Here is a 13,711-nt window from a genome sequence, read left to right on the forward strand (position 1 = left end):
TCCCCATGTGAGAGTAGGTCACCGTCAGGCTCTTAATTAAAAAGCCCGATAGCTTATGCTATCGGGCTTTTTTCATTCCAGATTTTTTATCCTGGAACATGCCAAAGCTGAGATATTTACCAATATCCCAGCCATTTCCACCACAGACTGCCTGCACCCAGCCAGATCACTAGGTTAATAACGCTGGCCAGAAAGCCCATTTTCCACCAATCAGAAAGTTCGTTATATCCGGCACCGAAGAAAATAGGGGCCGGGCCAATACTGTAATGGGTCAGGCCACCAAATAAATTTCCGATAAAGCAAAGGGACAGTGCCATCATCATTGGGGGCACGCCAATCGCGATACCGACACCCAGCAAGGGGAGCATCATAGCCACAGTATGCCCGGATGCGCTGGCAAAAAGATAATGACTATATAAGAAGAAAGCTGACAGCAGCACAAAGGCAAGCTCCCACGGAATACCTGTGATATGACCCTTGGCTTCTGTAGTCATCCAGCTGATAAATCCAAGCTGATTCAGGTGGCCTGCCAGTGCAATCAGAATCGACATCCAGAGTAATGTATCCCAGGCGGCCTTTTCATTCTGAATATCACTGTAGTCAAGCACACCGGAAACCAGCAACAGACAGACACCGAGAAAGGCCGCGGCAATGGTGTGAACCTGGAAATAATCACCACCGATCCATAACACTAACAGCAGGAAAAACGTCAGCAGCATCACCCACTCATTACGAGAAATTGGCCCCATTTCCTGCAGATGACGGGTAGCAAAATCTGTGGCGCCAGGTGTTGCCTTGATCTCCGGCGGGTAAATCAGATAAAGGGATAAAGGCACAGCAAACAGCGACAGCAGGCCCGGAACCAGAGCGGCCAGTGCCCAGGTTGTCCAGCTGATTTCAATTCCCATTTCTGCTGCCATGTTCGCTGCTATGGCATTGCCGGCCATACCAGTCAAAAACATCGCGGCAGTAATAACGTTGACCTGAAATGCTGAGGCCATCAGAAAGTGGCCAATACGTTTTGCACTTGGTTGATTTGGCTGGGAGCCGTAATTGATCGATATGGCATTGACGATGGGGTAGATAATGCCACCCCCTCTTGCCGTAATGCTGGGCATTGCCGGTGCCAGAATCAGGTCAGTAATAGCCAGACCGTAACTTAACCCCAGTGTCCTTTTACCCAGCAGGCGAATAAACAGATAGGCGATGCGCTGACCCAGTCCGGTTTTGATAAATCCTCTGGCAATAAAAAAAGCCAATACAGCAAGCCAAGGTACCGGATGCCCAAAGCCTGCCAATGCTTTGCTGACAGCCCCCTTGGAACTTGGGTCGAGTGCTCCGGTAATAATAGCAGCTGTCATACTGCATAAAGCAACGGCACCCATAGGCAACGGCTTTAAGACAATACCAACTATCGTCGCAACAAAAATGGCAAATAATTGCCATGCTTGTGGATTAAGTCCTTCAGGTATTCCACAAAACCAGATTCCGAGTCCGACGATAATCGGAACCAGAAAAGGTAAGGCATCCCCCGGTGAAGTCAGCGAGCGCACGGCTGATTGCATAAAAACCTGCTTTGATAGAAATAAAGTGGTACAGACATACAAAGAATAGGTCTTGTGACACGGTTTGCTGATTTTCTTGCTACTTTCTAAAGTCTGCCGCAGGTGTGCGTTCGCAGAACCGTTGCAGAAAAACGAGTATGATGCGCTCCTGAACAGCTGTTGAACAAAAGATGGCATCTAATGCAGGCATTACTGGACTTATTGGCTGATGGTTTCTTTCACTCCGGGGAAGAGCTTGGAGAGAAACTGGGTATCAGCAGAGCAGCAGTGTGGAAAAAAATAAAGCACCTGGAAGAACTGGGGCTGCGGCTCGATTCTGTCAGGGGTAAAGGTTATCGCCTTGCCAGTGGTATCGAACTGCTGGACACGGCAAAAATTGCCGCACATCTTAAACCCGAGCTGGTTGATAATGTGCTGCTGCACTGCGACCCGGTTGTTCGTTCAACCAATGACTGGGTGCAGCAGTGTGAGCAGGAAAACCCGGGGCGCTGGAATATCTGTCTGGCAGAGTGTCAGACGTCCGGTCGCGGGCGACGCGGCAGAAGCTGGCAAAGTCCTTTTGGCAGCAGTATCTATTATTCCATGATCTGGCATGTGAGACAGGGCGTTGCTTCACTTGAAGGGCTGAGTCTTGCGGTTGGCCTGGCACTGGTAAGAACAGTTGAAGCTTTTGGTGGCAAGGGCGTTCAGTTGAAGTGGCCAAACGATGTGCTGTGGCAGGGACGCAAATTGGCTGGTGTGTTGTTGGAAATCAGTGGTGATCCGACCGGAGAGTGCAAGGTTGTGATTGGCATGGGCGTTAATGGTCGCTTGTTCCCGGAAGACAGGCAACAGATTGACCAGCCGGTGGCAGACCTGCATGAAATTCTACCGGTCAGAGCTTCAAGAAATGAAGTCATAGCCCGGCTCACGAATACCCTGATTCCAATGCTGGAAACTTTTGGTCAATCCGGATTTGCAGCCTTCCAGCAAGAGTGGAGTCGCTATGATGCATTTGTTGGCCGACAGGTGGTGTTATCCACAGCAACTGATGCAATTTGTGGTGAGGCGCTGGGTGTTGAAGTGGATGGTGGTCTGAAAATCAGGACTGCCAATGGCATTCAGATATTCAAGGGAGGAGAACTGTCATTGAGAGCACTGCTATGAAAATCTTTGAGTTTGATGGCGGCAATACACGAATGAAGTGGCGGGTGATCAGGCAGGGTGAAATTGTCTGTTCCGGAGTGCTTGAAAATGACGGGGTCTGGCAGCCTGAGCTGGCAGCACTGTTAGAGGAACTTAAACCACTGGGTTGTATTCGTGGCAGTCTGGTATCCGGTGCTGCCCGCCGCGCCTGTATTGAAAAGGCCGCTGAAGATGTACTGGCCCTTCAGGTGGATTTTGCGGCCACACAAAAAAGCTGGCAGGGACTTGAAGTGGTTTATCCACAACCGGAAAAGCTGGGGGTTGATCGCTGGCTGGCAATGCTTGCCGCACGTCATCGCTATCCTGAGCGAAACCTGGTGGTTGTTGATTGTGGTACTGCAATTACTGTCGATATTGTTTCGGCATCAGGAAAGCACCTGGGGGGATATCTGGTGCCAGGCATCAGACTAATGAAGCAGGTGTTGTTGCAGGGAACGGCTGATATCAAGGTCGCAATAGATGATCTTAAAAATGTCAGCCCAGGCAAAAATACAGAAGCCTGTATCGGCCATGGCATGCTGGCTATGGTGAAAGGGATGGTGGATCAGGCTATACAAGCTGCCGGCGATAATCCATTGGTTATACTTTCTGGTGGAGACGGACGTTTATTATCTGACCACCTTCAGTATGAGTGGATAGAAGAACCGTCACTGGTGATGGACGGACTGACCTTCGCGTTCGCTTCAGCAAGCTGAGCAGACCGGTCATTTGGCAGTAAAAGAATAAAAGACAGGCAATGTCATCGAGAGTTGCTGAATAAAAATGATGGCATTGCAAAACCAATAACTGTGCTAACAGCTGTGAAGGTAATAGGGCCTTAAATGTTTACTTCACGGCGGACCATGAAAGTGGATCTCTATGCGCTGGTTTTTTCTGTTATCTCTGGTGGCCAACATTGTGTTTTTCATGATGAACCACGCTGGCTATCTGGAGCAAAATCATAATCCTGAAAGCAATGCATCACTGCCCGATACGTTGGGAGGGCAGAAGTTGCTGTTGTTGAGTGAAAGCCTTGCTGTGAAGGAGATAACAGAAGAGCAGATTGTTACCGAGGCCAGAGCACCTGAATGGCTTCCTGATCAATCTGATCAAAACACGACAGAGGGTGAGGAAGTTAATTGTGTATGGCTGGGTCCTTTGGCTGATGACAAAGAAGCCAGTCAGCTGCAGCAACGACTTTTTGTTATCAGTATTCCGGCCAGAATTATCGACAACAAGATAGAAACCAGTCCGGATTACTGGGTATATATGAAGCCTCTGGTGAATCGCGATGAAGCTGCCAGGTTACGCAAAGAGTTGCACGCGAAAAAAATCGACAGCTTTGTAATTAACGAAGGTGATTTGCGAAACGGATTGTCGCTGGGACTTTTTTCCCGCGAGCAGGCGGCCAAAAAACTGCAGCAGAATATTTACCGGGCAGGTTATGAAACGGATATTCGTCTTGTGCCCCGTTACCGGCATGAGTTCTGGGTCGAACTTTCCGAGGCTTCAGATCAGTTGATGGAAGATAAATTGTGGGAAAGTTTGCAGCAGCAGTTTTCTTTAAACGAAAAACGTCAGAATTTATGTAAAGGGATTGCATCCGGGTCTTAGTTTATCTAATATACGCCCCGCGCTGACGAGGCAGCTTCTTTAAACGGTCTTCGAGACACCGGCAAGGTGAAAAGAGATTGTTTAACTTCTCCGAGAAATACGGGGTTGACAAAGAAGAGGGTGCTGAAGACAATAGCGCTGCTCCTGAAGACAGGGCAACGGCATGGTGGGGTTCCCGAGTGGCCAAAGGGATCAGACTGTAAATCTGACGCGAAAGCTTCGCTGGTTCGAATCCAGCCCCCACCACCATGATTTTACTAGCGTCCGGGTTTGGATGTTAGGGTGCGACCGGCTTGGTTGGGCTCCCATTGTAATGCTTGAGCCCTGAGTGCAGGTAAAGCGCTACACGCAAATGCGTAAGGATTTGCGGGTATAGTTCAATGGTAGAACCTCAGCCTTCCAAGCTGATGATGCGGGTTCGATCCCCGCTACCCGCTCCATTTAAAATTTGAAAGTTTTAAGCTCATATAGCTCAGTCGGTAGAGCGCGTCCTTGGTAAGGACGAGGTCACCAGTTCAAATCTGGTTATGAGCTCCATTTAAAACAGGGGTAGATATGAGAATATCTACCCCTGTTTTTCAATCTGCCAGGGGTGGTTGGTTGAGGCCCGGAAAAGCGATAGCACCAAGGATAAAGGAAAAGCGGCTTTTCAACCGTGATCAAGGGCGGTTATACTAGACGGCTCGGGATACGAAAGTAACAGGCCAGTAGTTCAACTGGTAGAGCACCGGTCTCCAAAACCGGGGGTTGGGGGTTCGATTCCCTCCTGGCCTGCCATTATTTTCAAATCCACGGTAATAAATAGCGAGTCACAGGCGCAATTTTATCCTCAGATCAAATGATGCCGTTTTGTGGCTGTTTCTTTCCTTAAATGGAACTTCCAGGCTAGAGACCAATCAATGACTGGAAAGGCAGAAGTTGATCAAGAGAGCCGCATGGACGGCTTCAAGTGGGCAGCATCAGTAGCTCTTGTTTTTGCTGGTGTTGTTGGAAACTCGGTTTACTCAGGTGAATCCCTGCTGTACCGGGTGATTGCGCTGCTGGTTCTGGCAGCTGTTGCAGGTCTGATCGCGCTTCAGACTGCAAAGGGCAAGTCCTTCTGGCAACTGATCAAGGACTCCAAAACAGAAATTCGTAAAGTAGTCTGGCCAACGCGTCAGGAAACCCTGCAGACAACCCTGATTGTAGTGGCGGTTGTAATTGTTATGGGTCTTATCCTGTGGGGGCTGGATTCATTACTGGGCTGGATTGTCAGCAGCCTGATCGGATAAAGGTGAGCGATGGCTAAGCGTTGGTACGTTGTTCATGCTTACTCGGGTTACGAGAAGCATGTAATGCGGTCGCTGAAGGAGCGAGTTAAGCTCCACGGCATGGAAGACCAGTTCGGCGAAATTCTGGTTCCTACGGAAGAAGTTGTTGAAATCCGTAATGGTCAGAAGCGTCGAAGTGAGCGTAAATTCTACCCTGGTTATGTGCTGGTCCAAATGGAAATGGATGACGGCACCTGGCACCTGGTGAAAGATACGCCACGGGTTATGGGTTTCATTGGCGGAACTGCCGAGAAGCCTCAGCCGATTAGTCAGAAAGAAGCTGACAAGATTCTTGAGCGAATGGAAGAGGGTGCGGAGAAACCGCGTCCGAAGACACTGTTCGAACCGGGCGAAATGGTCCGTGTTATCGACGGTCCGTTCGCAGATTTCAGCGGCGTTGTAGAAGAAGTCAATTACGAGAAGAGCCGACTGCATGTTGCAGTTATGATCTTCGGACGTTCTACTCCAGTTGAGCTGGAATTCGGTCAGGTCGAAAAGGTCTGATCATCTAGACAAAGGATTGTACCCATGCCGCGAAGCGGTGTGGGTTTTTTATGTCCTGTACGTCACTCGATTCGAGTGGGGTATTTTCGGGGAGCTGCCAAATCAGGCTGAAAGGTTTGAAATTGGTGGTGTTTAACCCAATTAGAGGTTGTTATGGCTAAGAAAGTACAAGCTTACATCAAGCTGCAGGTTGCTGCAGGTCAAGCTAATCCAAGTCCGCCCGTTGGTCCTGCTCTGGGTCAGCACGGTGTGAACATCATGGAATTCTGTAAGGCATTCAACGCCAAGACCCAGAGTCTTGAGCCGGGTATGCCTACTCCGGTTATTATCACTGTTTATAATGACCGCAGCTTCACCTTTGAAACCAAGACTCCGCCGGCTGCTGTTCTGCTGAAGAAAGCTGCCAAGCTGAAGAAAGGTTCTGGCCGTCCTAACACTGAAAAGGTCGGTACTGTAACCCGTGAACAGCTGGAAGAGATCGCCAAAACCAAAGAGCCTGATCTGACAGCTGCAGACATGGACGCTGCCGTTCGCACCATCGCTGGTAGCGCACGCAGCATGGGTCTGAACGTGGAGGGCGTGTAAATGGCTAAACTGAGCAAGCGCCAGAAGATGATCGCCGAGAAAGTAGAAGCTGGTAAGGCTTACTCTTTCGAAGAAGCTGCAAAGCTGCTGGGCGAAATCTCCTCCGTCAAGTTCAAGGAATCTGTAGACGTTTCCGTGAACCTGGGTGTTGATCCGCGTAAATCTGATCAGGTTGTTCGTGGTTCCACCGTTCTGCCTAACGGTACCGGTAAAGAAGTTCGCGTTGCTGTGTTCACACAGGGCGCTAACGCTGAAGCTGCTAAAGAAGCTGGCGCAGACATCATCGGTATGGATGATCTGGCTGCACAGGTTAAAGCTGGTGAGCTGAACTTCGACGTTGTTATTGCTTCTCCGGACGCAATGCGTGTTGTTGGCCAGCTGGGTCAGATCCTGGGCCCGCGTGGCCTGATGCCTAACCCGAAGGTTGGTACTGTAACTCCTAACGTTGCTGATGCGGTTAAGAACGCTAAAGCTGGTCAGGTTCGTTTCCGTACTGACAAGAACGGCATCATCCACAGCAGTGTTGGCAAGATCGACTTTGACGCTTCTGCTCTGAAGCAGAACGTTGAAGCTCTGATGGCTGACCTGAAGAAGCTGAAGCCGGCTTCCGCCAAGGGCGTTTACATGAAGAAAGTCACCCTGTCCTCTACCATGGGCCCGGGTCTGACTATCGACATGGCTTCTCTGGACATCTAATTCGTTCAGAAAGAATTAAAGTCTTCGTGATGAGCACCTTTAAAGATGCTCATCATTGAAGCAGAGACTTTGGGGTCCCCTTTTCGGGGGCTGTCAAAGACCGCAGGAGCTGATGCAGGCGATCCCTTTGGGGTTCCAGTGGAAGGCTTAATAATCCTGCGCAGACGGTGATCAGTGATCTCCTGTTATCAGGCTGATTTAAAACTGAACCCATCACCGTTTTCAGGTAGCAATCTGAAACCGTTTTGGTTATCAGGTTGTCGGTAAACTGACTCTCTTTCGAGAGTTATGTTTGACTGTAAAAGATTGGAGTAAAGCCAATGGCGTTAGGTCTCGAAGACAAGAAGGCGATAGTCGCCGAGGTCAACGAGTTTGCCCAAAACGCTCTGTCGGCTGTCATTGCGGACTACCGTGGTCTGACCGTTGGTCAGATGACTTCCCTGCGTAAGCAGGCCCGCGAAGGCGGTGTGTATCTGAAAGTTGTTCGGAACACACTGGCACGTCGCGCGGTTGAAGGTACTGAATTTGAGTGCCTGAAAGAAGAACTGGTTGGTCCGACCGTCCTGGCGTTCTCTCAGGAAGACCCGGGTGCCGCTGCGCGCCTGATGAAGGACTTCGCTAAAGAGAACAAAGAGCTGGAGGTTAAGGCACTCTCTATCAGTGGTCAGGTGCTCCCTGCTGAGCAGATTGACGTACTGGCTAAGATGCCGACTCTGGACCAGGCGCGCGCAATGCTGATGAGCGTAATGATTGCACCGGTGACCAAGCTGGCGAGAACTTTCAACGAGTTCCCGGGCAGTATCACCCGTGTAGTGGCAGCTGTTGCCGACCAGAAAAAAGAAGCAGCCTGATCCTTTTCAGGGGCTTTGAAAGTTATATAGGTGACCGAATGTTGTCTGTGTCCGACCTGATGAAGCAGGCGGCATAGATACGGTCACCCAGAATGAATTTTGGTTTTACCAAACCGATTTTTGGAGATATGAAAATGGCTCTGTCCAAAGAAGATATCCTGAACGCTATCGCTGAAATGTCCGTAATGGACGTTGTTGAACTGGTTTCCGCTATGGAAGAAAAGTTCGGCGTTTCCGCTGCTGCTGCTGTTGCTGCTGCTCCTGCTGCTGCTGGCGAAGCTGCTGCTGCTGAAGAACAGACCGAGTTCGACGTAATCCTGACCAGCGCTGGCGACAAGAAAGTCAACGTAATCAAGGTTGTACGTGCTGCTACCGGCCTGGGCCTGAAAGAAGCTAAGGGCGTTGTAGACGGCGCTCCTGCTCCAGTTAAAGAAGCTGCTTCCAAGGAAGAAGCTGAAGAACTGAAGAAGCAGCTGGAAGAAGCTGGTGCATCTGTAGAAATCAAGTAATTTCTACTTTGCATGACTTCAGGCTTATTGCATAATAGGCCGAATGGCTGGTGCCCTCGGGGCACCGGCCTTTTTCCGTTGTATGAATAGGTTGCTTTTGAAACCGAAAGGCTGACGAAGATAGCAAAAAGCAGGCATTTTCGTGCCTGTAAGCTGGCCGCATGCGTGTCAGTAGTGCAAACTGGAACAGCCACATGCCGGAAATCTGACCGAATAACACTCTTTACACCTGACTTTATTTATCAGGCAGGTGAGGGAAGGTTGTTATCCGGATATATCGTGTGCAGGGCCGTCTGCAAACCTGGTTCAAAGCTTGATTCAGGAATTGCGCAGAGGGTGGAGGGACAGCTGTCGCAGAATAACTCAATCAGACTGGCAGTTTAAACAGGTTCATAATATCGAACTGGTTTGAATTTGAACAAGATTGCCAGACCTGCGCAAGAGCAATTCTGAAACAGATTACCTTTCCTGCGGTCGAAGTGCTTTATGTGCTCGACGCAAGACATCTGAACGGGTGTCTCAGAAAGCTCCTCCAACTGGGCGAGCTGTCAAACGGTGCCTCTGTGCACGAATCACAGTACATCTGTGCTGATATCTGTTCCTGTTGCAAGGCAGGAGGTTGGGTTGAAGGTACTTTGTGCTGCTTTATATTGGCTTTGGGACGAGACGGGCGCTGATAGCGCACGGACTCATACACGGAAGCAAATCACCGACACGAGTGAATGGGGACCACCCGTCCTCTAACCGAATGGCCGAGGCTGCTAGGTAGCCTGCGGCGAACAAGGTGACCACGCTGGGGAATGCTTGATGGCTTACTCATATACTGAGAAAAAACGAATCCGTAAGGGCTTCGGCAAACTGCCGCATGTCATGGACGTGCCATTCCTGTTGGCGATCCAGCTCGATTCATACCGGAAACTCCTGCAGGAAGGTACGCCGACCGAAGGTCGCAAGGATATCGGTCTGCACGCGGCTTTCAAGTCTGTTTTTCCGATTGTTAGCTATTCTGGTAACGCTGCGCTGGAATACGTCGATTATCGGCTCGGCACTCCTGCGTTCGACGTCAAGGAATGTCAGCTGCGCGGTGCCACATATGCGGTACCTCTGCGCGTAAAAGTTCGCCTGATGATTTATGACAAGGAATCAGGCAACAAAGCAATTAAAGATATTAAAGAGCAGGAAGTGTACATGGGCGAAATTCCGCTCATGACAGAAAACGGCACATTCGTAATCAATGGTACGGAACGTGTTATTGTTTCCCAGCTCCACCGCTCACCGGGTGTGTTCTTCGACAACGATCGAGGCAAGACTCACTCCTCCGGTAAGCTGCTCTACTCTGCCCGGGTAATTCCTTACCGTGGCTCATGGCTCGACTTCGAGTTCGATCCGAAAGACATGCTGTACGTTCGTATCGACCGTCGCCGCAAGCTGCCTGCAACCATTCTGTTGCGCGCACTGGGCATGACGAACGATGAGATGCTGGACAACTTCTTTGACACTGTTGCCTTTGAGCTGAGCTCCGAAGGTGTGTCCACTGAACTGGTTCCGGAACGTCTGCGTGGCGAAGCTGCAAGCTTCGATATCAAGGATGGCGAAGGTAATGTCATCGTTGAGAAAGGTCGTCGTGTAACTGCACGTCATATCCGTCAGCTGCAGAAAGCAAACATTGACAAGCTGAGCGCTCCTGTCGACTACCTGTTCGGCAAAGTGCTGGCCAAGCCTGTTGTTCATCCGGCAACTGGCGAAATCCTGCTCGAGTGTAACACCGAGGTTACTCTCGAAATTTACGAAAAACTGCTGGCAGGTGGCATCAAGCAGGTTGAAACCCTGTACACCAACGAACTGGACTGCGGTTCTTTCGTTTCCGATACCCTGCGTACCGACACCACTGTTACCCAGCTGGACGCACTGGTAGAAATCTACCGCATGATGCGCCCGGGTGAGCCGCCGACTCAGGAAGCTGCAGAACAGCTGTTCCAGAACCTGTTCTTCACAACCGAGCGCTACGACCTGTCTGCTGTTGGTCGTATGAAGTTCAACCGTCGTCTGGGACGTGAAAATGATATCGGTCCGGGCGTTCTTGATACCCAGGACATCGTTGATGTCATGAAGATTCTGGTTGATATCCGTAACGGTAAAGGCGTTTGCGACGATATCGATCACCTGGGTAACCGTCGTATCCGTTCTGTTGGCGAAATGGCCGAGAACCAGTTCCGTGTAGGTCTGGTACGTGTTGAGCGTGCGGTTAAAGAACGTCTGTCTCTGGCAGATTCCGAAGGCCTGATGCCTCAGGATCTGATCAATGCCAAGCCTGTTGCAGCGGCCATCAAGGAATTCTTCGGTTCCAGCCAGCTGTCCCAGTTCATGGACCAGAACAACCCGCTGTCCGAAATCACGCACAAGCGTCGTGTATCTGCGCTTGGCCCGGGTGGTTTGACCCGTGAGCGTGCCGGCTTTGAGGTTCGAGACGTACACCCGACTCACTACGGTCGTGTCTGTCCGATCGAGACCCCTGAAGGTCCGAACATCGGTCTGATCAACTCTCTGGCAACCTATGCCCGTACCAACGATTTCGGCTTCCTGGAAAGCCCGTACCGCAAGGTTATTGACGGCAAGGTAACTGAAGACATTCATTACCTGTCTGCCATTGAAGAGAGTGAATACGTTATCGCGCAGGCTTCCGCTGTCATGAACGAAGCGGGCGAGCTGCAGGAAGAACTGGTTAACGTACGTCACCGCAACGAATTTACCCTGATGGGGCCGGAAAAAGTCCAGTATATGGACGTATCTCCGCGTCAGGTTGTATCTGTTGCTGCATCCCTGATTCCGTTCCTCGAGCACGACGATGCTAACCGAGCGCTGATGGGTTCCAACATGCAACGTCAGGCTGTTCCGACCCTGCGTGCTGACAAGCCGCTGGTTGGTACCGGTATGGAGCTGAACGTAGCCCGTGACTCCGGTGTCTGTGTCGTAGCCCGTCGTGGTGGTGTTGTAGATACTGTTGATGCCGGTCGTATCGTAATCCGCGTTAACGGTGATGAAATCCAGCCAGGCGAAGCCGGTGTGGATATCTACAACCTGACCAAATACACCCGTTCTAACCAGAACACCTGCATCAACCAGCTGCCGCTGGTTAAAGAAGGTGACAAGGTTGCCCGTCGTGACATCCTGGCTGACGGCCCGTCCACCGATATGGGTGAACTGGCGCTGGGTCAAAACATGCGCGTCGCGTTCATGCCCTGGAACGGTTACAACTTCGAGGACTCCATCCTCGTTTCCGAGCGTGTTGTTCAGGAAGACCGCTTCACCACTATCCATATTCAGGAACTGACCTGTGTGGCACGTGACACCAAGCTGGGACCGGAAGAAATCACTTCCGATATTCCGAACGTTGGTGAATCCGCACTGAACAAGCTGGATGAAGCCGGTATTGTTTACGTGGGTGCTGAAGTTGGCGCTGGCGACATTCTGGTTGGCAAGGTAACGCCGAAAGGCGAAACCCAGCTGACTCCGGAAGAAAAACTGCTGCGTGCGATCTTCGGTGAGAAGGCGTCCGACGTTAAGGACACTTCCCTGCGTGTACCGACTTCTGTCAAAGGTACCGTTATCGACGTACAGGTCTTCACTCGTGACGGCGTTGAGAAAGATTCCCGCGCCCTGTCTATCGAGAAGGCCCAGCTGGATGAATTCCGCAAGGATCTGAACGAAGAGTTCCGGATCGTTGAGGAAGACACCTTTGCCCGTCTGCGTGAATCCCTGGTTGGCCAGCCGGCAGACCGTGGTCCTGCACTGAGCAAGGGCGACAGCATCTCTGACGAATACCTGAACGGTCTGGAACACGAGCAGTGGTTCAAGCTCAGCATGGCTGACGAAACCCTGAACGAGCACCTGGACGCTGCCCAGAAGCAGCTGAAAGAATTGCGCGCCGCTCACGACGAACGCTTCGAAGACAAGAAGAAGAAGCTGCAGTCCGGCGACGACATGGCTCCGGGTGTACTGAAGATCGTCAAGGTTTACCTGGCAATCAAGCGTCGCATCCAGCCGGGTGACAAGATGGCGGGTCGTCACGGTAACAAGGGTGTTATCTCCATCATCATGCCGGTAGAAGACATGCCGTACGATGAGAACGGTAACCCTGTCGACATCGTTCTGAACCCGCTGGGTGTACCGTCCCGTATGAACGTTGGTCAGGTACTGGAAACTCACCTGGGTGCAGCTGCCCGTGGTCTGGGTGACAAGATCAATGAAATGATCGAGTCCCAGCGTGCCATGGCCGAGATCCGCAAGTTCCTGGATCAGGTCTACAACGGTGTGGGCAGTGGTCGCCAGAAAGTTGATCTGGATGCCATGAGCGATGCCGAGATCACTGAATTGGCACAGAACCTGCGCAAGGGTGTTCCGATGGCAACTGCCGTATTCGACGGTGCCAAGGAAGCCGAGATCAAGGAACTGCTGCGTCTGGCTGATATCGACGACAGTGGTCAGTTCAATCTGCACGATGGCCGTACCGGTGATCAGTTCGACCGTCCGGTAACCGTTGGTTACATGTACATGCTGAAGCTGAACCACCTGGTAGACGACAAGATGCACGCACGTTCTACTGGTTCTTACTCTCTGGTTACCCAGCAGCCGCTGGGCGGTAAGGCTCAGTTCGGTGGTCAGCGCTTCGGTGAGATGGAAGTGTGGGCACTGGAAGCTTACGGTGCCGCTTACACCCTGCAGGAAATGCTGACAGTCAAGTCTGACGACGTCGCAGGTCGTACCAAGATGTATAAGCACATCGTCGACGGCGATCATCGAATGGAAGCCGGTATGCCCGAGTCCTTCAACGTATTGGTGAAGGAAATTCGCTCTCTGGGCATCGATATCGAGCTTGAAAACGAATAAGACAGACTTTTAGCGGTGGCGGGAGC

At 51.2% G+C, this 13,711-nt stretch carries 12 protein-coding genes and 4 tRNA genes; 15 read left to right on the forward strand and 1 reads right to left on the reverse strand.

Annotated elements, in window-relative coordinates; all coding sequences use genetic code 11:
* Positions 1–116 precede the first annotated feature (116 nt).
* A complete protein-coding gene (locus tag ACYZZ0_RS21045; RefSeq protein WP_461538637.1) occupies positions 117–1,565 on the reverse strand; it encodes an anion permease in 1,449 nt (482 codons plus the stop codon).
* 180 nt (positions 1,566–1,745) lie between these two features.
* Here ACYZZ0_RS21045 and birA point away from each other — a divergent pair, with 180 nt between their 5' ends.
* The 15 genes from birA (at position 1,746) to rpoB (ending at position 13,685) form a co-directional block, all read left to right on the forward strand.
* Positions 1,746–2,711, forward strand: coding sequence for a bifunctional biotin--[acetyl-CoA-carboxylase] ligase/biotin operon repressor BirA (gene birA, locus ACYZZ0_RS21050; protein WP_461538638.1), 966 nt, complete (start codon positions 1,746–1,748; stop codon positions 2,709–2,711).
* Positions 2,708–3,445, forward strand: a complete 738-nt coding sequence (locus tag ACYZZ0_RS21055) for a type III pantothenate kinase (protein ID WP_461538639.1) — start codon at positions 2,708–2,710, stop codon at positions 3,443–3,445. Before birA ends, ACYZZ0_RS21055 begins: the two co-directional genes overlap by 4 nt.
* A gap of 163 nt (positions 3,446–3,608) precedes the next feature.
* Positions 3,609–4,343 carry an SPOR domain-containing protein gene (locus ACYZZ0_RS21060; RefSeq protein ID WP_461538640.1) on the forward strand — a complete coding sequence of 245 codons (735 nt, stop codon included), beginning with the start codon at positions 3,609–3,611 and terminating at the stop codon, positions 4,341–4,343.
* A 77-nt stretch (positions 4,344–4,420) separates the two neighbouring features.
* On the forward strand, positions 4,421–4,546 hold the full coding sequence (locus ACYZZ0_RS21065) for a hypothetical protein (protein ID WP_461538641.1): 126 nt from the start codon (positions 4,421–4,423) through the stop codon (positions 4,544–4,546).
* A tRNA-Tyr gene (locus ACYZZ0_RS21070) sits at positions 4,509–4,592 on the forward strand. The genes ACYZZ0_RS21065 and ACYZZ0_RS21070 overlap by 38 nt, the downstream gene beginning before the upstream one ends.
* A gap of 117 nt (positions 4,593–4,709) precedes the next feature.
* Positions 4,710–4,783: transfer RNA gene (locus ACYZZ0_RS21075), tRNA-Gly, on the forward strand.
* A 21-nt stretch (positions 4,784–4,804) separates the two neighbouring features.
* Positions 4,805–4,880 (forward strand) — tRNA-Thr (locus tag ACYZZ0_RS21080).
* A 164-nt stretch (positions 4,881–5,044) separates the two neighbouring features.
* Positions 5,045–5,120, forward strand: a tRNA-Trp gene (locus ACYZZ0_RS21085).
* A gap of 122 nt (positions 5,121–5,242) precedes the next feature.
* Complete coding sequence (secE, locus tag ACYZZ0_RS21090) at positions 5,243–5,614, forward strand: preprotein translocase subunit SecE (protein ID WP_461538642.1); 372 nt, start codon at positions 5,243–5,245, stop codon at positions 5,612–5,614.
* 9 nt (positions 5,615–5,623) lie between these two features.
* A complete protein-coding gene (gene nusG / locus ACYZZ0_RS21095) occupies positions 5,624–6,157 on the forward strand; it encodes a transcription termination/antitermination protein NusG (RefSeq protein ID WP_461538643.1) in 534 nt (177 codons plus the stop codon).
* Positions 6,158–6,310: 153 nt separating this feature from the next.
* Complete coding sequence (gene rplK / locus ACYZZ0_RS21100; protein WP_461538644.1) at positions 6,311–6,742, forward strand: 50S ribosomal protein L11; 432 nt, start codon at positions 6,311–6,313, stop codon at positions 6,740–6,742.
* The gene (rplA, locus tag ACYZZ0_RS21105; RefSeq protein WP_461538645.1) at positions 6,743–7,438 is read left to right on the forward strand and encodes a 50S ribosomal protein L1; all 696 of its coding nucleotides are present in this window, start codon (positions 6,743–6,745) and stop codon (positions 7,436–7,438) included. It begins immediately after the preceding gene.
* A 320-nt stretch (positions 7,439–7,758) separates the two neighbouring features.
* On the forward strand, positions 7,759–8,289 hold the full coding sequence (gene rplJ, locus ACYZZ0_RS21110; protein ID WP_461538646.1) for a 50S ribosomal protein L10: 531 nt from the start codon (positions 7,759–7,761) through the stop codon (positions 8,287–8,289).
* Positions 8,290–8,423: 134 nt separating this feature from the next.
* Positions 8,424–8,798 (forward strand): 50S ribosomal protein L7/L12, encoded by a 375-nt coding sequence (rplL, locus tag ACYZZ0_RS21115; protein WP_461538647.1) that lies wholly within the window; start codon positions 8,424–8,426, stop codon positions 8,796–8,798.
* 807 nt (positions 8,799–9,605) lie between these two features.
* Positions 9,606–13,685 carry a DNA-directed RNA polymerase subunit beta gene (rpoB, locus tag ACYZZ0_RS21120; RefSeq protein WP_461538648.1) on the forward strand — a complete coding sequence of 1,360 codons (4,080 nt, stop codon included), beginning with the start codon at positions 9,606–9,608 and terminating at the stop codon, positions 13,683–13,685.
* Positions 13,686–13,711: the final 26 nt, after the last annotated feature.

Source organism: Spongorhabdus nitratireducens (assembly GCA_947387575.1).
In the GTDB taxonomy this organism is placed as follows: Bacteria; Pseudomonadota; Gammaproteobacteria; order Pseudomonadales; family Endozoicomonadaceae; genus CANDOC01.